At 61.3% G+C, this 18837-nt stretch carries 21 protein-coding genes; 10 read left to right on the top strand and 11 right to left on the bottom strand.

Annotated features, from left to right (window positions below; all coding sequences use genetic code 11):
• Positions 1 to 152 precede the first annotated feature (152 nt).
• Positions 153 to 1727 (top strand): adenylate/guanylate cyclase domain-containing protein, encoded by a 1575-nt coding sequence (locus tag ACP15P_RS02890; RefSeq protein ID WP_424926986.1) that lies wholly within the window; start codon positions 153 to 155, stop codon positions 1725 to 1727.
• A 241-nt stretch (positions 1728 to 1968) separates the two neighbouring features.
• Here ACP15P_RS02890 and ACP15P_RS02885 read toward each other — a convergent pair whose 3' ends face one another.
• Complete coding sequence (locus ACP15P_RS02885; RefSeq protein WP_424926985.1) at positions 1969 to 3456, bottom strand: replicative DNA helicase; 1488 nt, start codon at positions 3454 to 3456, stop codon at positions 1969 to 1971.
• A 146-nt stretch (positions 3457 to 3602) separates the two neighbouring features.
• Between ACP15P_RS02885 and ACP15P_RS02880 the strand changes: the two genes are divergently transcribed.
• The 3 genes from ACP15P_RS02880 to ACP15P_RS02870 all read left to right on the top strand — a co-directional run bounded on the left by ACP15P_RS02880 (position 3603) and on the right by ACP15P_RS02870 (position 5286).
• A complete protein-coding gene (locus ACP15P_RS02880) occupies positions 3603 to 4310 on the top strand; it encodes a DUF2270 domain-containing protein (protein ID WP_424926984.1) in 708 nt (235 codons plus the stop codon).
• An 86-nt stretch (positions 4311 to 4396) separates the two neighbouring features.
• On the top strand, positions 4397 to 4594 hold the full coding sequence (locus ACP15P_RS02875; protein WP_424926983.1) for a hypothetical protein: 198 nt from the start codon (positions 4397 to 4399) through the stop codon (positions 4592 to 4594).
• An 8-nt stretch (positions 4595 to 4602) separates the two neighbouring features.
• Positions 4603 to 5286 (top strand): alpha/beta hydrolase family protein, encoded by a 684-nt coding sequence (locus ACP15P_RS02870; protein WP_424926982.1) that lies wholly within the window; start codon positions 4603 to 4605, stop codon positions 5284 to 5286.
• 13 nt (positions 5287 to 5299) lie between these two features.
• Here the strand turns inward: ACP15P_RS02870 and ACP15P_RS02865 are convergent, their stop codons facing one another.
• Positions 5300 to 5827 (bottom strand): SRPBCC domain-containing protein, encoded by a 528-nt coding sequence (locus ACP15P_RS02865; RefSeq protein ID WP_424926981.1) that lies wholly within the window; start codon positions 5825 to 5827, stop codon positions 5300 to 5302.
• Positions 5820 to 6176 (bottom strand): ArsR/SmtB family transcription factor, encoded by a 357-nt coding sequence (locus ACP15P_RS02860; protein ID WP_424926980.1) that lies wholly within the window; start codon positions 6174 to 6176, stop codon positions 5820 to 5822. The genes ACP15P_RS02865 and ACP15P_RS02860 overlap by 8 nt, the downstream gene beginning before the upstream one ends.
• A gap of 257 nt (positions 6177 to 6433) precedes the next feature.
• Here ACP15P_RS02860 and ACP15P_RS02855 point away from each other — a divergent pair, with 257 nt between their 5' ends.
• Positions 6434 to 7237 carry a calcium-binding protein gene (locus ACP15P_RS02855; protein ID WP_424926979.1) on the top strand — a complete coding sequence of 268 codons (804 nt, stop codon included), beginning with the start codon at positions 6434 to 6436 and terminating at the stop codon, positions 7235 to 7237.
• Positions 7238 to 7347: 110 nt separating this feature from the next.
• Here ACP15P_RS02855 and ACP15P_RS02850 read toward each other — a convergent pair whose 3' ends face one another.
• The 4 genes from ACP15P_RS02850 to rpsF all read right to left on the bottom strand — a co-directional run bounded on the left by ACP15P_RS02850 (position 7348) and on the right by rpsF (position 9714).
• Entirely contained in the window at positions 7348 to 8211 is an 864-nt protein-coding gene (locus tag ACP15P_RS02850; protein WP_424926978.1) for a hypothetical protein, read from the bottom strand.
• A gap of 243 nt (positions 8212 to 8454) precedes the next feature.
• Positions 8455 to 9087, bottom strand: coding sequence for a 50S ribosomal protein L9 (gene rplI / locus ACP15P_RS02845; RefSeq protein WP_424926977.1), 633 nt, complete (start codon positions 9085 to 9087; stop codon positions 8455 to 8457).
• Positions 9088 to 9098: 11 nt separating this feature from the next.
• Positions 9099 to 9326 carry a 30S ribosomal protein S18 gene (gene rpsR / locus ACP15P_RS02840; protein ID WP_424926976.1) on the bottom strand — a complete coding sequence of 76 codons (228 nt, stop codon included), beginning with the start codon at positions 9324 to 9326 and terminating at the stop codon, positions 9099 to 9101.
• A gap of 22 nt (positions 9327 to 9348) precedes the next feature.
• Complete coding sequence (gene rpsF / locus ACP15P_RS02835) at positions 9349 to 9714, bottom strand: 30S ribosomal protein S6 (protein ID WP_424926975.1); 366 nt, start codon at positions 9712 to 9714, stop codon at positions 9349 to 9351.
• 330 nt (positions 9715 to 10044) lie between these two features.
• Here rpsF and ACP15P_RS02830 point away from each other — a divergent pair, with 330 nt between their 5' ends.
• The 4 genes from ACP15P_RS02830 (at position 10045) to ACP15P_RS02815 (ending at position 14079) form a co-directional block, all read left to right on the top strand.
• On the top strand, positions 10045 to 11031 hold the full coding sequence (locus tag ACP15P_RS02830) for a Bug family tripartite tricarboxylate transporter substrate binding protein (protein WP_424926974.1): 987 nt from the start codon (positions 10045 to 10047) through the stop codon (positions 11029 to 11031).
• A gap of 51 nt (positions 11032 to 11082) precedes the next feature.
• Complete coding sequence (locus ACP15P_RS02825) at positions 11083 to 11559, top strand: tripartite tricarboxylate transporter TctB family protein (protein WP_424926973.1); 477 nt, start codon at positions 11083 to 11085, stop codon at positions 11557 to 11559.
• Positions 11560 to 11562: 3 nt separating this feature from the next.
• Positions 11563 to 13056, top strand: coding sequence for a tripartite tricarboxylate transporter permease (locus tag ACP15P_RS02820; protein ID WP_424926972.1), 1494 nt, complete (start codon positions 11563 to 11565; stop codon positions 13054 to 13056).
• 138 nt (positions 13057 to 13194) lie between these two features.
• Positions 13195 to 14079, top strand: a complete 885-nt coding sequence (locus ACP15P_RS02815) for a glycerophosphodiester phosphodiesterase (RefSeq protein WP_424926971.1) — start codon at positions 13195 to 13197, stop codon at positions 14077 to 14079.
• Between the two features lie 59 nt (positions 14080 to 14138).
• Here ACP15P_RS02815 and ACP15P_RS02810 read toward each other — a convergent pair whose 3' ends face one another.
• A complete protein-coding gene (locus tag ACP15P_RS02810) occupies positions 14139 to 14651 on the bottom strand; it encodes a GNAT family N-acetyltransferase (protein ID WP_424926970.1) in 513 nt (170 codons plus the stop codon).
• 126 nt (positions 14652 to 14777) lie between these two features.
• The gene (locus tag ACP15P_RS02805) at positions 14778 to 15965 is read right to left on the bottom strand and encodes an MFS transporter (protein WP_424926969.1); all 1188 of its coding nucleotides are present in this window, start codon (positions 15963 to 15965) and stop codon (positions 14778 to 14780) included.
• 225 nt (positions 15966 to 16190) lie between these two features.
• Here ACP15P_RS02805 and ACP15P_RS02800 point away from each other — a divergent pair, with 225 nt between their 5' ends.
• On the top strand, positions 16191 to 17510 hold the full coding sequence (locus tag ACP15P_RS02800; RefSeq protein ID WP_424926968.1) for an enoyl ACP reductase FabMG family protein: 1320 nt from the start codon (positions 16191 to 16193) through the stop codon (positions 17508 to 17510).
• Between the two features lie 149 nt (positions 17511 to 17659).
• Here ACP15P_RS02800 and ACP15P_RS02795 read toward each other — a convergent pair whose 3' ends face one another.
• Both ACP15P_RS02795 and fabG read right to left on the bottom strand, forming a co-directional pair.
• The gene (locus ACP15P_RS02795) at positions 17660 to 17899 is read right to left on the bottom strand and encodes an acyl carrier protein (RefSeq protein WP_424926967.1); all 240 of its coding nucleotides are present in this window, start codon (positions 17897 to 17899) and stop codon (positions 17660 to 17662) included.
• 188 nt (positions 17900 to 18087) lie between these two features.
• The gene (gene fabG, locus ACP15P_RS02790; protein ID WP_424926966.1) at positions 18088 to 18825 is read right to left on the bottom strand and encodes a 3-oxoacyl-[acyl-carrier-protein] reductase; all 738 of its coding nucleotides are present in this window, start codon (positions 18823 to 18825) and stop codon (positions 18088 to 18090) included.
• Positions 18826 to 18837: the final 12 nt, after the last annotated feature.

The following is an 18837-nucleotide window of genomic DNA, read 5'->3' as shown; positions in this document are numbered from 1 at the left end:
GCCTCGACCGGGCGTGCGGCCGTGTCCGGTTGGCCGGTGAGAATTTGTTTGTAATTCGCTGACAATGCGGCAAAATCCCTGGCAGAGGCTACGGGTGAATATGCCGGTTGACCACCCGGATGCCTGCGACAGCGGCGATGCGGGGGGCGGGAATGGCGGTTGGTACGGGCAGATGGTGGAGCGGCGCGGCGCTGCAGTCCGGGGCGATTACGCTTGTTGTGCTGCTGCTGCCGATTTGCGTCTGGCTCGATCTGCGTAACCTGTCGGACCGGAATTTGCGCAATCAGGCCGAGACGCTGAACCGGGTTGTGAACGCGTTTCGGCAGTATTATTCCACCAACGTTGTCAGCCGGATCATGGATGCGGGCGGGGCGGCTCATCCCACGAACCTCTATGAGGACCGGCCGGGCGGTATTCCGATCCCGGCGACGCTGTCGATCGAACTGGCCGCGGCGCTGCGCTCGGAGCAGGACAGCGTGGCCTACCGGTTTGTGTCGGAATATCCCTTTGCGAACCGGGCGAGCCATAACCTGACGGAATTCGAGAGGTCGGCGTTGCGCCGGTTTGAGGCGGACCCGGTGGGGCTTGCCATGTTGACAGATGTGTCGGGCGGGCTGCGCGACCGGCAGGTGACGGTGGCGACGCCGGTTCTGATGGGTGGCGGCTGCGTGACCTGTCACAATGCGCACCCCGACAGTCCGAAGACAGACTGGAAGATCGGCGATGTGCGGGGCATTCAGACCTTTACGGTGAGCCAGCCGCTGACGCTGAACATCTGGTCGTTTCAGTGGATCCTGACCTATATGGCGTTTTCGGCGCTGGTGGCGGTTGCGGTGTCCACCAACCTCTTCAAGCGTGCGCGGGAGTTTCAGGCGTTGAGCCGGAGGCTGATTGAGCAGAACTCGTTTCTGAGCGAAGTGTCGCGGGTGGTGTCGAAATACATTCCGACCCAGGTGTTCGACGCGATTTTCCGTTCCGGCGCAGGGCGGGGGATTTCCACCGAACGCAAGAAGCTGACGGTGTTTTTCTCGGATATCCGGAATTTCACGGCGACGACGGAGCAGTTGCAGCCCGAGGATCTGACGGCCATCCTCAACGAGTATTTCTCGGAGATGTCCGCAATTGCCGAGGCGCATGGGGCGACGATCGACAAGTTTATTGGCGACGCCATTGTTGCGTTTTTCGGCGATCCAACCAGCCAGGGCGTGCGGGAGGATGCGCGGGCCTGCGTGCGGATGGCGATTGCGATGCAGAAGCGGCTGCGGGAGCTGAACGTGATCTGGCGGGATCGGGGTTATGAGCATCCGTTCCAGGTGCGGATCGGGATTAATACGGGCATTTGTAACGTGGGCAATTTCGGCTCCGAGAGTCGGATGGATTATACCATCATCGGGGCGGAGGCGAACCTGGCGGCGCGGCTGGAATCCATTGCCGAGCCGGGCGGGATCGTCATGAGCTATGAGACCTGGGTGCATGTGCGCGACGAGGTGCCCGCCCAGGCGATGGAGCCGGTACGGTTTAAGGGCATTGCGCGGGAGGTGGTGCCGTACCGCTGGCTGACTGATGACCGGGAGGTGCCTGTGGTGCCGGAGGACAAGCCGGCTGTCGGTCAGGGCATGACGGTGTCGATTGACGTGGCCGACCTGGACGGGTCGGGGCGGCTGGAGATCGAGCGGATTTTGGTGAAGGCGCGGGACGTGTTGCGGGGGGATAAGGGGGAGGGGTGAGGTTTGTGCGTTGCCGTTTCAGTTGTTCCGATCGGGGGGACGGCGGGAAGTGCGCGGTGAGACGTGCCGGCGGCGGTCCTGGGGGCGGCGCTGCTGAGGGGTGTGCGGCGCGGTTTCATGGCGAAGTGTGCATCGTCGGGCGTCGGTGCGCGATGACGCGGGAGGAGCGACGGCCCTTGGGGCCGGACCTTCGCTGGCACGGCGGGCTTGGCGCCCTTCGATTCCGTGCCCTTAGGGGCTCTTACCCGAAATCGCCGCTGCCGCTGTTCTGGTAGTTTTTGATCAGGTTGGAGAAGCGCGTGAACTGGCCCTCGAAGGCGAGGTCGACGGTGCCGATGGGGCCGTGGCGCTGTTTGCCGATGATGACCTCGGCGCGGCCATGGAGTTTTTCCATTTCCTCCTGCCAGACGGCCATGGCGGCGATGTCGTGGTCGCCGGGTTTCTCGCGTTCCTTGTAGTATTCCTCGCGGAAGATGAACATCACCACGTCCGCGTCCTGCTCGATGGAGCCGGATTCGCGCAGGTCGGAGAGCTGCGGGCGTTTGTCCTCGCGGCTTTCGACCTGGCGGGAGAGCTGGGAGAGGGCGATGACGGGGATGTGCAACTCCTTGGCGATTGCCTTTAAACCCTGCGTGATTTCGGAGACCTCCTGCACGCGGTTGTCGGATTTGGAGTTGGTGCCGCGGGCGAGCTGGAGGTAGTCGATGATCATCAGGTCAAGCCCGTGCTGGCGCTTGAGGCGGCGGGCACGGGCGGCGACGGTTGAAATCGGCAGGGCGGGCGTGTCGTCGATGTAGAGCGGGGCTTTTTCCAGTTCCTTGGCGGCCTCAAGGAAGCGGCGCATCTCGTCCTGCGTGAGGTTACCCTCGCGGATGTTCTGGGAGGGGATGCGGGCGGCTTCGGAGAGAACACGGGCGGCGAGCTGTTCGGCGGACATCTCGAGTGAGAAGAAACCGACGACGCCGCCTTCGACAGCGCCTTCGGTACCGTCCGGGCGAATGCCGCGTTTGTAGTTGCGGGCCACGTTGAAGGCCACGTTGGTCGCGAGCGAGGTTTTACCCATGGAAGGCCGCGCGGCGAGGATCAGAAGGTCGGAGGGGTGGAAACCGCCGAGTTTCTCGTCGAGATCGTCGAGACCGGTGGGCAGGCCGGAGAGCCCGCCGTCGCGCTGATAGGCGGCATTCGTGACGTTGACGGCGTCGAACACTGCTTTCTGGAAGGACTGGAAGCCCTGGTCGGTTTTGCCTTTTTCGCCAAGCTGGTAGAGTTCCTGCTCGGCCTTGACGATCAGGTCGGCGGCGTCGCTCTCGACCTCGATGCGGGAGGCGCGCTCGGAGATGTCCTGACCGATCAGGATCAGGTTGCGGCGGATCGCCAGGTCGTAGATGAGCTGGGCGTAATCCTTGACGGCGAAGAGCGAGATCGCGGCCCCGGCAAGACGCACCAGATAGGAGGTGCCACCCACGGCCTGGAGGCCCTCGTCGCCCTCAAAAAACGCCTTGAGCGTGACCGGCGTGGCCAGGGTGTTTTTGCGGATGCGGTCGGAGGCGACTTCGAAAATCCGGGTGTGCAGGGGATCAAAGAAGTGTTCGGGCTTGATGATGGAGGCGATGCGGTCAAAGGCGTCGTTGTTGACCAGAAGGGCGCCGAGAAGGGCCTGTTCCGCCTCGATATTGCTGGGAAGGACGTTTGCCGCACCGTCCAGCGTGTCCGTGTTTCCGTCTGCCATGTGTCTGCTCCTGTGCCAACCGGCAGTCTACCCTATTGTTTCGCGCGGCGCGCTTGTGGATAGTGGGGATACCGGTGACAAAACAACCTATTTTGTACGTTTGAGGCAAAATACCACAAGATAACCGGGACGGGAACGGAGGAAACATGAAAAACGATTCCGATGATACCGAGGACGGGGACACGGAAAACCGATCGTTCAACTCGCCTGAGATCGGGGCCCTGGCCCATCTTTACCGGGGGGAGGTGTACCGCAGCACGCTTTGGCGGACGCGTCTGGACCAGACGACCAACTGGGCGGTGGTGACGACGGGGCTGGCTCTGTCGCTGTCGTTTTCCGACCCGTTTGCCTCGTCCCTGCCGCTGATTCTGGTGGGGCTGATGGTGACGGCGTTTTTGATGTTCGAGGCGCGGCGCTACCGATACTTCAATGTCTGGCGGGCGCGGTGCCGTCTGATGGAAACCGAGATGTACGGGCCGCTTCTGCGCGGGCGGGACATGCGGATGGACGGGAAGTGGAACACGCTTCTGGCCGATGACTATATCAAGCCGAAATTCCATATCAGCTACGCCCGTGCCGTGGGGCGGCGGCTCAGGCGGAACTATGGCTATATTCTGGCAATCCAGGCGGTGGCCTATTTCGGTAAGCTGGCGGTGCATCCCTCGGGCGTGGACAATGTCGAGCAGTTCCTGGAGCGGGCCCAGGTGGGGCCGATCCCGGGCATTCTGGTGGTGCTGGGCGGGGTGGTGTTTCACGGGACCTGGATCACGCTGGCCTGGACTACGTGGCGGATCGAGAAGCGGGCGCGGGCCGAGAGGGCGCGGGAAGGGCGGCAGCTGATCGCGATTGCCTGACCTTGCGCGTGAGGGTTTCGCTGGGGTTTCCCGGTTTTGCCATGTAGGTGGATGGGAGGGAATTCCGATCACCGGGGGACAGGTTCATGAAATTTGCCGCGTTCGTTATCTGTGTCGCGATGGCGGTGCCGGGGCTGGTGCTCGCCGCACCGGGATATGTGCGGCTGGAGGATCAGGCGCGCGGGGAGCGGCCCATTTCGCTGTCGGTATGGTATCCGGCGCAGGGAGAGGCGACGGAGGATGTTGGCGGGAACGCGATTTTTGTGGGTAGCCCGCAGTTGTAGGAGCGGAGTTGCCCACGGGGCCGTTGCCTCTGGTGATCCTGTCCCATGGCGGGTTGCGGTCAGCGGATGATTCCGGTGCCTGGCTGGCGGCAGGGCTGGCCGAGACGGGCGCGGTGGTGGTTGAGGTTTCCGCGCCGCGCATCGAGACCGGCGTGGAGGCGGCTGCTGAGATTGCGGCGCGGCCGGGTGATATAAGTCGCGCGGTGGATGTGATGCTGAACCATGCCGGATGGGCAGAACGGGTCGACACGGACAGGATTGCGGTTGTTGGGTTCGCGCTGGGCGGGACGGCGGCACTGGCGGTTGCGGGTGCGGAGGTCGATGCGGCGGCGATTGCCGGGGCCTGCGCGCCGGGCGGGATGGGCAGCCCGGACTGTGACTGGCTTGCCGGGCAGGGGGCGTCACTCGAGGCGTTTGCTCTGGCGGAGGCGCAGGACGGGCGGTTCGGCAGGGCAGTCGCGATTGCGCCGGAATATGCCGGGGCGCTGGATGGCGCGGATGTACCGATGCGGGTGGTGACGCTAAACGATGGCTTGACGCTGTTTGACGCGTTTCCGGTCTGTACCGGGCGCGCTCCGGAGATCCTGGGCGAGGGAGCCGTAATCTGCGGAGCGTCGGATGAGGCGCGGCGGGCGGCGCATGAGCGCATTTCCGGTGCGGTGTCCGGGTTTCTGGCGGAGACCTGGGACTGACCGGGCTGGCTGGTCAGGTCAGGGGCCAGTTTTTGACGCGCTGTTTTCGCTTGGCAAAAAGGGCGATGACCGGAGCCATCAGGACCATAAGGCGGCCGCTGATCGCCGGACGGCCGGTTTCGCAGACGGATTTGAGGTTGGAGGCGATGTACCGCTGGCCGCCTTTCATCTGCTTCAGAAGCTCGCTGCCCTCGACCGCGTTTTCGATGACGAGTTCAAATTCGGTGCCGCCGTCTTTCTCTCGCAGGTTGTAGGTGACCTGGCAGGGCGGCTCATCGATATTGGTCATCCGAAAGGTATGGGCGTAGCAGGTGGGCGGATCAAACCGAAGGACCTCGCCCACGACCATGGCGATTTTTCGGTTGGGATGAACCATCCGCATTTTTGCTTTTACCCTCAGGCCGTTCTCCGTTTCGCAGATGGCGCCAAAGAAGAAGGGCAGGATCTTGTCCGTGGCGACAAGCGTGGCCCAGACCGTGTCGATTGGGGCTTGGATGAAGGTGCGGTTTATGATGGGCGCGGCATGGGTGGGTTCAGTCACTGTCGGTATCCCTGTTCCGGCCGGTTGCGGCCTCTGCGATTTGTTTGATGAGGGTGACCCGCTCCGACCAGCAGGCGCTGTATTCATCGGTCCAGCGGTTGTGAATTTCCTGGATCGGAACGGCGTTGAGGAAGAGTTTGCGGCTGCGGCCCTCCCGGCGGCTGATGATGAGACCGGCTTTTTCGAGGACCGTGAGGTGGTTCATCACGGCGATGCGGCTGACGTCGAATTTTGCCGCCAGCGCACCAACGGAAAGACCGGGGCAGTCGCGGACATGGTCCATGATCTGTCGCCGGGTGGTGTGGGCGAGGGCGTGAAAAACACCGTCCATGTCGTCATTGGTAATCATGTAATTACATAATTACATGATTGGGATTCGCGCAAGGGAATTTTGGCGGGGCAACCGGCGGGGTGGTGCCATGGTGGCCGGGATAACCTCTTGTTTAGGTACAGTTGTAAATTAACCCGTAGTATAAAAAGCGGATTCGGTTTGAAGTTACTTTGGTTTTATGTTTTCGCATAAAGTTGATGCGCGTAATTTTTTTGTTAGGTCTGATAAATCATGGTTCCGCCAGCTAATTATCACTTGTTACGGGAACAGTTTATATGTGCGTCACCTGCATGCTTGGCGGATCGTCTCTCTCGGATGTTCAACTTTCGGTTTTTCACGAGGAGGGCGGCTTTATGGGCAGTGTCTCCCAGGTTCACTGGGATGAGACGACGCTGACCTTCAGTCTGGGTGGGGCGTTGAGTGGCTCCAAAATCGACCTGCGGTTCGGGAAGGATTTGGTGTCGAATGATGAAACGCCGGGCATGGAAGTCTCGCCCATGGTCGAGATGGTCAGCCGGGTTTTGGACAATGCAATCGGTGGCGCGGAAAATGACGTGCTGATCGGGAACTTCAAGGCCAATGCCCTGGCCGGAGGGGCCGGTAGTGACCGGCTGCGGGGCGAGGATGGCGATGACCTGCTGCTTGGCGAAAGGGGAAATGACCGTCTGTTCGGCGGGGCCGGTGACGACAGCCTCGAGGGTGGCGAGGGGCGGGATGTGCTGGTCGGCGGCGAAGGCGATGACGAATTCATCTTCGCCGAGGAAACGGACAGCTTCGGGCGGGGTTCCGTCGACCGCATCAAAGGCGTGGACGGTGTTGGCGAGGAGGGTGGTGACGTCATCAACCTCGACGGCATTGATGCCAACAGCGCGGTGGATGGTGACCAGAGCTTCGACTTTGTTGAAGCGGACCGGGCCGACACCTCACAGGCGGGACTGCTTTGGGTTGTGGAAGCCAGGGGCGGGAAAAGCAAGCTGCTCGGCACGACCGATGACGACGCCGGTGTGGATTTCACAGTGATCCTGCGCGACGGGAATACGCTGGCGTCGGACTATACGGCGGACGATTTTATTCTGTAGCGTGACTGGCGCGGAGGCGTTTGTACCGGAATGAAAAAACCCTCCTGCAGTGTGCGCAGGAGGGAGAAAGTGTTCCAACTGTCGGCTGTTGGGCTTGAAACCGATAATGTTCAATGAGCTTCCGGTGTTTCCGAACATGAAGCATCGGCGCATCGCCAGTTGTTGAACCGATCCATCCACTCTGCCTCTTCATTTCGCCAGAAATCCTGTTTGTCTTGGATTTGGTTAAATGAAGGAAAGGACAGGATGCCGAGTTCGGTACGGACAAAAACTTCGCATTGGTCTGCTCTTGAGTAGCAGTCGGCGAAGCGAAGGATCAGGCCGTCCTCATTGAGTAGAAAGCGCTGATATTTCGAGCCGTTCATATAACTAAAGCTGCCGTCCCGCATCTCCGTTACGCCGTCGCCGCGGCTGCTGATTACGTCGCCGCTGTAGGTGGCGTTGGCGTTATCGAGGGTGTTTCTGACATCGCTATTATTGGTGAATTTTGATGTGGAAATCCCGTATTCTCTGAAAAAGTTGCAGTCACTGTCATATTGCGGTTCGCCGTTTTTGGTACACAGTGACAGCATGAGGGTGCCTCCGTCAGCCCTGGAATATACTCGTGGGACGTATACTCTTGGAATCGCGTAGTTTTCGTCCAAATAGCTTAGAATTATCAGGTCTTTTGGTCCGTATTTGAGGTCCCACACCCAAATCGCGGACACGAAAGCCACGGGCATGATCGCGAGTTCAATTGCGTTTCGTCGAACCTGGCTTCTACGTGATTGAAGGCTGTGAAAGACCGAGAGGAACAGATTAATAATCAGCCCGATGCACGCCAGTATCAGTATTGGTTGGTTGAGGTGGGCACCAGGTGCCGACGGGTGATAAGCGTCGCGAACTATTGCGCCGATCATTAATGACGGGAGAAGCCATAAGCTCAGGGCGGTGACCAGCCAAGTCAGCAAGGCACCTTTAAAGCGTGAGATCATTAATGGTTCCGAAAGCAGCCGTTTAAAAAGGTTCAATCAATAGTTTTGCGGAAGGGTACGTTTTCCAAATCCGGCAAAGCAACTCTATTCGCTGATTGTTAATCAACCTTTCACTGGCCCAACCTGTATGGCCCGTAAATACCGCTAAATGAAAAAACCCTCCTGCGGCGTGCGCGGGAGGGTTTGGTGTGAGTATCGCAATACCGCGCGGGTTTTGTGGCCCGCGCAGTTTTCGGACTGAGATCAGTCCTCGTCCTCATCGGCTGCCTCGGCCACGTCGGGCTGGGGCGTGCTGTCGCCGCTTTCGTCGTCATCGTTGGCCGCGCCGCCGATGTCGTCGAAGAGTTCCTGTATGTCGAATTCAGCTTCGGCATCAGCCTCGGCCTGCAGATCCTGGATGGATTTACCGGAGGCCTGAAGTTCGGCTTCCTCGGCGCTGCGGGCGACGTTGATGGTGATGTGCGTGTCGACTTCCGGGTGCAGAACAACGGAAACCCTGTGCAGGCCGAGTTCCTTGATCGGGTGGTCGAGAACGATCTGGCGCCGGTCAACGGAGAAGCCTGCCTCGGTGGCCGAATCCGCGATGTCGCGGGTGGTCACGGAGCCGTAGAGCGCACCACCGTCGGAGGCGGAGCGAATCACGATGAAGCTTTCGCCGTCGAGTTTGGCGGCGACGCCTTCGGCTTCCTTCTTCTGCTCGAGGTTGCGGGCCTCAAGCTGGGCGCGCTGTTCCTCGAAGCGTTTCAGGTTGGCTTCGCTGGAGCGGAGCGCCTTGCCCTGGGGCAGGAGGAAGTTACGGGCGTAGCCGTCCTTGACGCTGACCACGTCACCCATCTGGCCGAGCTTGGCGACCCGTTCGAGAAGTACTACTTCCATGTCGGTCTCCCTTATTTTACGGCGTAGGGCAGAAGGGCGAGGAAACGCGCGCGCTTGATGGCCCGTGCGAGTTCACGCTGCTTCTTGGAGGATACGGCGGTGATGCGCGAGGGCACGATCTTGCCGCGTTCGGAAATGTAGCGCTGCAGCAGCTTTACATCTTTATAGTCGATTTTCGGTGCGTTCTGACCTGAGAAAGGGCAGGACTTCCGACGGCGGAAAAACGGTCTGTTTGCCATTGGTTATGCTCCTTTTTTCAGATCAGTCGCGACGCGGGCGGCGGGGGCCACGGTCGTCACGGCTGTTTTTGGACTGGATGACCGCGGAGGGGCCTTCCTCGTGTTCGCGGACCTTGATGGTCATGACACGCATCACGTCGTCATGGATGCCCATAAGGCGTTCCATTTCCTGCACGGCCGGGGCCGGTGCGTCGGATTTGACGAAGGCGTAGTGGCCCTTGCGGTTTTTGTTGATCTTGTAGGCCATGGTTTTCAGGCCCCAGTACTCGGTGTCGACGACCGAGCCACCATTGTCCGTCAGGACCTGGCCGAAATGTTCGATCAGACCTTCGGCCTGCGCGTTGGAAATATCCTGGCGCGCAATGAAGACATGCTCATAGAGAGCCATATGCTACTCGCTTTTTCCGGCGGGCTTCAAAAGGGAACCTGCAAGCCCTCCGGTTCCATACGAGAGGCCGCGCGTGAATGCCTTTGGAGGGATGGGGCCTTGTACGGGTTTTGCGGTGGAATGCAAGGGGGGATGGGCCGGTTCCGCCCAGGCTCCCCCGCGATGGTTAACCATGTGTGGGGGCGGTGGATTTTTGGGTGCGATATCAACTTGTATACCAGTCTCCAATTCCGTATCGTTTTGGTGTGGCCCCGGAAAAGGGGGTGCGTAAATCGCCCGGCAGAGGCGGACTGGCCGTTGACGGGCTGACGAATTGGGAGGAATTTTAAGTTGAACAGACGAACTGGGCTGAAGTTTGCCGGCGTGGCGCTGGCGGCGTTCGGGATGATGGCGTCGGTGGCACCGGCACAGGCCGAATACCCCGAGCGGCCGATCACCTTTATCGTACCCTGGGGTGCGGGTGGTGGCACGGATGCGGTGGGCCGCATTTTGGGTTCGCTGCTGGAGGCTGATCTGGGACAGCCCGTAAACGTGGTGAACCGCACCGGTGGGTCCGGTGTTGTCGGTCACAGCGCAATCGCAACCGCGGCGCCGGATGGCTACACCATTGGCATGGCCACCGTTGAGGTTGCCATGATGCATCATGTTGGCCTGACCGATCTGACATATGAGGATTACACGGTTCTGGCGCAGGTCAATATTGATCCCGGCGGGCTGATGGTTCGGGCGGATTCGCCCTATCAGACGGCGGCTGAGCTGCTTGAGGCGATCAAGAACGGTGAGGATGGCGAGTTCAAGGGCTCCGGCACCGGGCAGGGCGGCATCTGGCATCTGGGTCAGGCCGGATGGATGCTGGCCGAAGGTGTGGACACGGCCAAGTCGCCATGGGTTCCCTCGCAAGGGTCGGCTCCGGCACTGCAGGATATGGTTGCCGGTGGCGTGGATTACGTGACGTCGTCCCTGCCTGAGGGACGTGCGCTGATTGATGCCGGTGAGGTTCGGGCGCTGGCCACGATGGGTGATGAACGCCTGGCGATCTTCCCTGACGTGCCGACGCTCGGTGAGGCAACCGGAACCGACTGGACAGTGGGTGCATGGCGCATGGTTGCCGGTCCCGCCGGTCTGCCGGATGAGGTTGTCGAAAAGCTGATCCCGGCGCTGGAGCGTGCCTATAATTCCGACGAATACCGTGAATTCATGGAAGGTCGCGGTCTGGGCATGGTATGGCGTGCGGGTGATGACGCCAAAGCCTTCATGGCCAAATCCGATGAAGATTTCGGCAAGGTGATGTCCGCCGCCGGTCTGAGTGACGGCTGATGGTGAAACGCCCCGGGGCCGTGTGCTCCGGGGCTTTTCGGAGGGGTTTTCGTGCAGGTTGGTGACGCGGTATCCGGCGTCTTTTTCATTCTTTTGGCGTGTCTTGTATTCTGGCTGACGAAGGATTTCCGCGTCATGCCGGGCCAGAACTACGGCGCCTCGTTTTTCCCGCGCACCATTGCGGTCTGCATGGGGCTTATGGGGCTGCTGCTCGTGCTGCGCGGTATGCGGGCGCATGGCGCGTTTCGCGTGACGCCGGGGGACTGGCTGCGCTCGGGTCAGCATGTGGTCAGTTTCGTGCTGATCGTGGGTATGCTGGTTTTCTATATCCTGATGTCCGACACGCTCGGATTTCTGATCACCGGGTTTGTGAGCCTGCTGGTTCTGCTTCTGTGGCTGCGCGGGACCGCACACTGGATGCAGGCGGTGATTGTGTCAGTGGTTTGCGTGCTGGGCATGCAGCTGTTTTTTGGTGAGTTTCTCCGGGTGCCTCTGCCCTGGGGGATTTTGCAACCGGTGGCGTGGTAGGTCATGGAACATTTTGCAACCGCACTTCCGCTGGTGCTTGATCCCTATGTGCTGACGGTGATCGTACTGTCGGGGCTGTTTGGGCTTTTCATGGGGGCCATCCCAGGGCTGTCGGCGACGATGGCGACGGCGCTTTTGGTGCCGGTCACATTCTTTATGCCACCGGTGCCGGCGCTCGCTGCGATTGTGACGGCGACGGCCATGGCGATTTTTGCGGGCGACCTGCCGGGGGCGCTGTTGCGCATTCCGGGCACGCCGGCATCGGCCGCCTATACGGATGAGGCGTTTGCGCTGACGCGGAAGGGCAAGGCGGAACTGGCGCTGGGCACCGGGCTGGCCTCGGCGGTCGTAGGCGGTCTTTTTGGCACGCTGGTTCTGGTGTTTGCGGCGCCGGTTCTGGTGCAGGTGGCGAAGAATTTCTCGTCCTATGAGTATTTCTGGCTCGCCTGTCTCGGGCTGACCTGTGCCGCGTTTATCGCCGGGGCGGATCCGGTGAAGGGGGCGATATCGCTGCTGATCGGGCTGCTGATCGCAACGGTTGGTCTCGACCCGATGTCGGGGCAGGCGCGGTTTACCTTCGGCTCGGTGGAACTGATGGGCGGGGTGCATTTCATTCCGGCGATGATCGGCATGTTCGCGCTGGCCGAGGTGTTGCGGGTGGTAACGACCACCACGCCGCCGCCGGAGGTGCCGCAGGCGCGGATCGGCAACGTGTTTTCCGGGATTGGGGGGGTTCTGTCGAAATACCGCAAGAACCTGTTGCGCGGATCGGTGATTGGCACGTTTGTCGGTGCCCTGCCTGGAGCGGGGTCGGATATTGCGGCCTGGATTTCCTATGCGGTTTCGAAAAAGTTCTCCCGTGAGCCGGAGAAGTTTGGCACGGGGCATCCCGAGGGTCTGGTGGCCGCAGGGGCGTCGAACAATGCGGCTCTTGGCGGGTCCTGGGTTCCGGCGCTGGTGTTTGGAATTCCGGGGGACTCGATTACGGCGATTGTGATCGGCGTTCTCTATGTGAAGGGCATGAACCCTGGACCGACGGTATTCCTGAATCAGCCGGAGCTGATCTACGCGATTTTCATCACGTTCTTCCTCGCAAACCTGATGCTCCTGCCGCTTGGGTTTGTGGCCATTCGCGGTTCGCGGCAGCTGTTGCGGATCCATCGCCTGGTGCTGATGCCGGTGATTTTGATGTTCTGTGTCGTGGGGACCTTTGCCATCAACAACTCGGTTTTTGGGATCGGTATTCTGCTGGTCCTGGGGCTGGTTGCGTATCTGATGGAGGATAACGGCTTTCCAGTGGCGCCGGCGATTTTGGGGCTGGTGCTGGGGCCGTTGCTTGAGGACGCTTTCATGACCTCAATGATCAAGGGTGACGGCAATCTGATTGCGTTCTTTGAGCGGCCGATTGCGGCGGGGCTGGGGATCGTGACGGTGGCGATCTGGTTCAGCCCGGTGATCATGCGCGTCTGGCGCAGCAGGCGGGCGGAGGCGCGGTAGCGCGAAATGATACCGGTGTCGGCCCGCGATGTGGCGGGTCGGCACGGTTTGTCCTGGCACCGTAATCATAGTGTCACGCGGGTGTAACCGGGACGCGGCAAACAGGGTGCCTTACAGGACAACTGGAGGTTTTCCCCAATGAAACGTCATCTCGTGGCTGCCGCTCTGTCGGTGGCTTTTTCCGCGCCCGCATTTGCCCAGGACGCTGTTCCGCTTAACGAACTGCCGGGCTGGGACATTGCCCAAGTGGCCCATCGCGGGCTTGCGCCGGGATTGCCGGAAAACACGCTGGCGGCGTTTGAGGATGTGGCCGCACGTGGCGTTAAGGTCATTGAGATCGACCTGCGCGGGACGGCGGATGGCGATGTTGTCATCATGCACGACGAGACCGTGGACCGCACCACAGATGGCAGCGGTGAGGTGACGTCGATGACGCTTGCCGAGATCAAGGAACTGGATGCCGGCAGCTGGGTCGACGCGTCCTGGGCCGGTGAGACGGTGCCGACCTATGAGGAGGCGATTTCCTTTGCCCAGGATCACGGCATCATGCTGCTGCTCGATATCAAGCAGTCGGACGTGCTGGACCGCCGGAAGATTGTGGACATCACCGAGAAGCATAACGCGACGCTGAATGTGATTGTGGGAGTGCGGTCGCTGGAGGACCTGGCGGAGTTCCGGTCCTACAACCCGAATCTGCGCACGCTGGGCTTCATTCCGAACCCGGAGGCGATTGATGATTTCGCCAATGCGGGTGTGGAGATCATCCGGCTGTGGCCGCAGTGGATCCGGGGCGAGGACAGCGAGAAGCGCGGCGAGATCCCGGACTATTGCGAGGGTGTCGAGAATTGCCTCGTGAAGCAGGTGCAGGGCCATGGCCGTCCGGTCTGGACCACGGCGGGTGAAGCCGATCGCCCGGAACTGATCGGGCTGATCGATGCGGGCGTGAACGGTATTCTGACCGATGTTCCGGATGTTCTGTCGGAACTGATGGACGACATTCGCGCGGCCCAGGGAAATTCCTGATCCGTCGGATTTGATCAGAGGAACTCAAGGTCCCGGCCCTGGTGGTTGGGGCCTTTGCGTTAGATCCCTGAGCGGTCACGGGTCATGCGGATGGTGGCCATGAGAATGTGCGGGGCGATGCGCTGTAGCACCTCGCCGCAGGGTTTGAAGCCGTGGCGGGCGAAGAAACCCTGGGCGCTGACGGTGGAGCGGCATTCGAGGGTTTTGACGGCTGCGGCATCCTGGCGGACGCGGGCGAGAATGGCCGAGGCGACGCCCTTGCCAAAATTTGTGGGGTGGGTGGCGAACTGGCGGATATGGGCCTTGCCGTGTTCGAGATCGCCGGTGACGGGATTGCCCCAGGACCAGCCGCCCGCGCCAATCAGGTTTCCCTGTTCGTTCGTGGCCACGTAATACTGACGCGAGTTGATCAGGCCGGTATCCGGTTTGGCGAGTTCGGGCAGGACGCCGGCGACGGTATCGGCGTTGTAGCGGTCGAGAAGCATCCAGCCGTAGGAGGCGCGCAGAAGCACGCTGAGCGGTCCCTGGTCGGACATCGTGGCGGCGCGGACCGTGTGCGGTCTTCCGGTCATTTCTGGCTTCCAGGCGGCTGGTTGAACCTGTTTTTTTAGGGCTGATCAGTTCAACCCGATTTTTAGGATTTTTTCCATCACGTTGTGAGCGGAATTTAATTTGAATTGCGCGTAAAGTGCGGCCGGTCAGCGAAGGCTGCGCAGGCGCAGGATGCACCAGACGCTGCCGGCCATCAGGATTAAAACGACCCAGGAAGCAGCGGACCAGCTGCCGGAGGTTTCAACGGCGAGGGCGGCGAGGACCGGGCCGAGGAACTGACCCAGCCCGGCGCTTTGGAAGATCAGGCCGGAGACGAGGGGCGTGTCAGCGGGCGAGGGTGCGAGGTCCGGGACGGAGGCCCAGACTACCGCGGGGGTGACGGCGGCGACGATGCTGAAGCCGATACCGGCCATGACGCAGGTGGCGAGGCCGGAGCCGGAACTAAAGACCAGAACGCCGGTGACAGTCATGCCGATTGTGGAGGCCATGAAGATGTGGCGGGGATTGATGCCCTTCTTCAGCAGGGCGCTGCCGAGGATGTTCATGGGGATCTGCACCGCGGCAGAGCCGAAGCCCACAAGGGCCGCGTGGGGCGGGGTCATGTCGTAGCGGTCCACCAGAAGCGTGGGCAGGTAGTACATGATGATGAGGTTTACAGCGGTGAAGCAAAAGAAAATCCCGGCCGCGAGCAGGTTGCGCCGGTTCAGGATGTGGCGGAGCGGAGGTCGGGGTGCGGCGGGGCGGCGGATGGCCTGGCTGGCGGGCAGGGTGGCAAGCCAGATCGCCGCGGCGAAGGGGGCTGCGGCGCAGAGCCAGTAGATGCCGCGCCAGCCGAGGTGGTTGAGTGCGAGAAAGCCCAGAACCATCATCAGGGAGATGCCCGCCGGGATCCAGGCGGCCCAGAAGCCGAGGGCCATGTTTCGGTCCTGGGGCAGGGTCTGGGACTGGATGAGGCCGACGCCGGCGGTGCCGACAAGCGCGAAGCCGCAGGCCTCGAGAACGCGGCTGAACATCAGAAGGGGCAGACCGGAGGCAAGGGCCGCGGCGGCCGAACCGGTGCCGACCAGAACAAGCCCGGTGATGACGGCGCGGCGGGGCCCGAGGCGGCGGGAGATCGTACCGAAGCCCAGCCCGACTGTGGCGGCGAGGATGCTCAGGAGACCGGCGTAGACCGACAGATGCGAGATGCCGGTCGCGAATTCCTCGCGCATGAGCGGGAGGGAGACGCTGATTTTGCCCACCTGCATGGCGACCGCGATACCGGCGCAGATGCCCGCGGCAACACCGCTCCAGGAGGTTTTGTCCGGCTGCGGCGTGGCGGATGCGGTGGTCATGCGGGTGGGGTGTCCTCGTGTTGCCGGAGAGGTTGTAGGAGGCTGCCGACGCAATGGCCAGAGCGCACGAGGGGAACCCGCCTGTCACCCTGGCGTTACAATCCCGCGTGCATTTTATTCAGGCAATGGACCATTGGCGGAGGATGGCGCTATTGTGGAGCATGAACAGGAAAGCCCATCAAGGGGCGGGGACCGGGACAGCCTGGTAAATTGAGTGGTGATGGAATGACTGAATTCAATCCGATTCGTGAACTGCCGGATCTGGCCGGGTACGGCAGCGGCGACGTGCTTGTGGTTTTTGGCGAGGTGTTCGGGCGTGGTTACGTCAACGGCCTGATCGATGCCGCCGAGCAGGTGGGCATGAAGGTGGTTTACGGCACCGTGGGGCGGCGCAATCCGGATGGGACGCTGCGTGGTCTGACCGACGAGGAGATCGCGGAAAAAGGTCACGGGCCGATCATCAATGTGCCGCTTGAGGCCGGGTTTACGAATTCCGAGCCGGGCACCAGTGAGACGCTGGCGGACGTGCTGGGTGCGGTTGGCAAGGACTGGGCGAACGCGAAGCTGGATTTTGAGCATATCGAGGTTCTGCGCAGCATCGGTGAGCAGCGGTTCCGCAAGAATGTGACGCTGTTTATGGAGGAACTGCGCAACCACGTGCCGGAAGGCGCAAATTTGCTGTTCGCGCATACGATGGCGGGGGGTATCCCGACCTCGAAGCAGCTTCTGGTCGTGACCAACCGCATCTTCAAGGGCACGGGCGCGCGTGGTCAGTCGAGCCAGGAGTTTTGGGAAAGCGATCTGGGCAAGGTCTGCGAGATCTCGTTTGAGGAGGTGTCCGCACGCACGCTGGGCCACCTGATCGATCTGAGCGACGGATTCCGGGATGGTGTGACCAATGCCGGTGGCAGGGTGTCCTATGTGGCCTATGGCTATCACGGAACGGAATGTCTGATTGGTGGGAAGTACCGCTGGCAGACCTATGCGCCCTATCTTCAGGGATTTGCGAAAATCCATCTGGAGCAGATTGCGGCGGAGGCCCATGGCCGGGGGATCAATGTGGGCGTGTTCAACGCACCGGAGATCCTGACCAATTCCAGCGGCGTGTTCGTCGGAGTTGAACTGCCGCTCTACCGGCTGTTTGATGCGCTGGAGCAGGAGCCGACATCTGAAGCCCTGGCCCCCGCAGTGCGGGAGGTCTGTGCCGCGAAGCTGAAAGGTGGTGAGGAGGGGCTCGCTGAGGTGAAAAGCATTCTGCGCGACTATCACCGGGCGCCGGAAGTGGAGTTTATCTACGAATTCGATGGCTGGCCGCCGCATAACCGGCCGGAGCAGATGGACCTGATGGTGGGCAGTGCCATGGCGCTGCGCAAGCTGCACGTGAACGAGAAGGATTTGATGACGCTGGACCTGAGCCGTCTGGTGTTTTCGGCCTGCGGGCACGTGATGCTGCACAAGAGCTGGGATCTGGATGCGCCGGTGTACTGGGTCGGCCATGACATCGTGGCGAAGGCGCTGGGCCGAACGGGTCTGCCGGAGGAATAGGGCCCGGTTACAGTGGCCGGTTTATATGAGGCAGCGCTGTCCCCAGGGGGCGGCGCTGTTTTCGTTTGTGGGCCTGCAGGCGGGACGAATACGCCCATAAAAAAAGCGCCCTCCAGGGGGCGCTTTGAATCTTCGGAAGGGGGCGCGTATCAGCTGCCGTTGTTTTCCGAGATGTATTTGACGGCGTCGCCAAAAGTCTGGATCGTTTCCGCCGCGTCGTCGGGGATTTCGATGCCGAATTCCTCTTCGAAGGCCATGACCAGCTCTACGGTGTCAAGGCTGTCGGCGCCCAGATCGTCGATGAAGGAAGCGGACGGAACAACGGCGGCCTCCTCGACGTTCAGGTGTTCCACAACGATCTTTCTTACGCGACTTTCGACTTCGCTCATTATCTAGTCCTCTTGTTCTCCGTATGCATGAAGCGCAGCCGGATCTTTTTGCGACTGATGGCCCTTCCGGGCCACCGTTGAAACCTGTACTTCCGCCCCCATCGAAAGACAGGGTAATCGGAATTCGCCGGGGCTATATCACAACAATCGCCCTTGGCAAATGTTATTGCACCACGCGGCAAGCCGCGTCAAATCATTGCCAAGCCACCGTTTACGTGGAGGGTCTGGCCGGTGACATAGGCGGCTTCGCTGGAGGCCAGATAGGTGGTCGCCGCGGCAATTTCATCAGGTGTTCCCATACGACCGGCGGGAATATTCGCGGAAATCTTCGATTTCTGGTCGTCCGTGAGGCTTTCGGTCATGGCCGTGGCGATGAAACCGGGGGCCACGCAGTTTACGGTGACGCCGCGCGAGGCGACTTCCTGGGCGAGGGATTTTGACATGCCGATGACGCCGGCCTTGGCTGCGGTGTAGTTGCCCTGGCCCGGGTTTCCGGTGACGCCCACCACGGAGGAGATGTTGACGATCCGGCCCCAGCGGGCCTTCATCATGCCACGCAGCACGGCGCGGGAGAGGCGCATGACGCTGGTGAGGTTCACCGCGATTACCGCGTCCCAGTCCTCGTCGGACATGCGCATAAAGAGCTGGTCGCGGGTGATGCCCGCGTTGTTTACGAGGATGTCGAGCGAGCCCATGGCCGTAGTGGCCTGTTTGGGAAGCTCCGCCAGCGCGTCGGCGTCCGAGAGGTTGCAGGGCAGAACGTGAGCGCGGTCGCCGAGTTCGGAGGCGAGTTCCTCAAGCGGGCCGGTGCGGGTGCCGGAGAGGCCAACGGTTGCCCCCTGGGCGTGCAGGGAGCGGGCGATGGCGCCGCCGATGCCGCCGGAGGCGCCGGTCACGAGGGCAGCTTTTCCTGTAAGGTCAAACATGGGGTATCCTTT

The sequence above is a fragment of the Amaricoccus tamworthensis genome (genome assembly GCF_049800875.1).
GTDB classification, from domain to species: Bacteria; Pseudomonadota; Alphaproteobacteria; order Rhodobacterales; family Rhodobacteraceae; genus Amaricoccus; species Amaricoccus tamworthensis.
This window is presented reverse-complemented; position numbering and strand designations above follow the sequence as displayed.

Bases quoted from the DNA above. Each gene is read 5' to 3' on its own strand.
- ACP15P_RS02795 (WP_424926967.1), bottom strand. From the start codon at position 17,899: ATGAGCGAAGTCGAAAGTCGCGTAAGAAAGATCGTTGTGGAACACCTG.
- rpsF (WP_424926975.1), bottom strand. From the start codon at position 9,714: ATGGCTCTCTATGAGCATGTCTTCATTGCGCGCCAGGATATTTCCAAC.
- rplI (WP_424926977.1), bottom strand. From the start codon at position 9,087: ATGGAAGTAGTACTTCTCGAACGGGTCGCCAAGCTCGGCCAGATGGGT.
- ACP15P_RS02885 (WP_424926985.1), bottom strand. From the start codon at position 3,456: ATGGCAGACGGAAACACGGACACGCTGGACGGTGCGGCAAACGTCCTT.
- ACP15P_RS02860 (WP_424926980.1), bottom strand. From the start codon at position 6,176: ATGATTACCAATGACGACATGGACGGTGTTTTTCACGCCCTCGCCCAC.
- ACP15P_RS02810 (WP_424926970.1), bottom strand. From the start codon at position 14,651: ATGACCGGAAGACCGCACACGGTCCGCGCCGCCACGATGTCCGACCAG.
- rpsR (WP_424926976.1), bottom strand. From the start codon at position 9,326: ATGGCAAACAGACCGTTTTTCCGCCGTCGGAAGTCCTGCCCTTTCTCA.
- ACP15P_RS02800 (WP_424926968.1), top strand. From the start codon at position 16,191: ATGACTGAATTCAATCCGATTCGTGAACTGCCGGATCTGGCCGGGTAC.
- ACP15P_RS02850 (WP_424926978.1), bottom strand. From the start codon at position 8,211: ATGATCTCACGCTTTAAAGGTGCCTTGCTGACTTGGCTGGTCACCGCC.
- fabG (WP_424926966.1), bottom strand. From the start codon at position 18,825: ATGTTTGACCTTACAGGAAAAGCTGCCCTCGTGACCGGCGCCTCCGGC.
- ACP15P_RS02815 (WP_424926971.1), top strand. From the start codon at position 13,195: ATGAAACGTCATCTCGTGGCTGCCGCTCTGTCGGTGGCTTTTTCCGCG.
- ACP15P_RS02805 (WP_424926969.1), bottom strand. From the start codon at position 15,965: ATGACCACCGCATCCGCCACGCCGCAGCCGGACAAAACCTCCTGGAGC.
- ACP15P_RS02890 (WP_424926986.1), top strand. From the start codon at position 153: ATGGCGGTTGGTACGGGCAGATGGTGGAGCGGCGCGGCGCTGCAGTCC.
- ACP15P_RS02875 (WP_424926983.1), top strand. From the start codon at position 4,397: ATGAAATTTGCCGCGTTCGTTATCTGTGTCGCGATGGCGGTGCCGGGG.
- ACP15P_RS02880 (WP_424926984.1), top strand. From the start codon at position 3,603: ATGAAAAACGATTCCGATGATACCGAGGACGGGGACACGGAAAACCGA.
- ACP15P_RS02820 (WP_424926972.1), top strand. From the start codon at position 11,563: ATGGAACATTTTGCAACCGCACTTCCGCTGGTGCTTGATCCCTATGTG.
- ACP15P_RS02855 (WP_424926979.1), top strand. From the start codon at position 6,434: ATGTGCGTCACCTGCATGCTTGGCGGATCGTCTCTCTCGGATGTTCAA.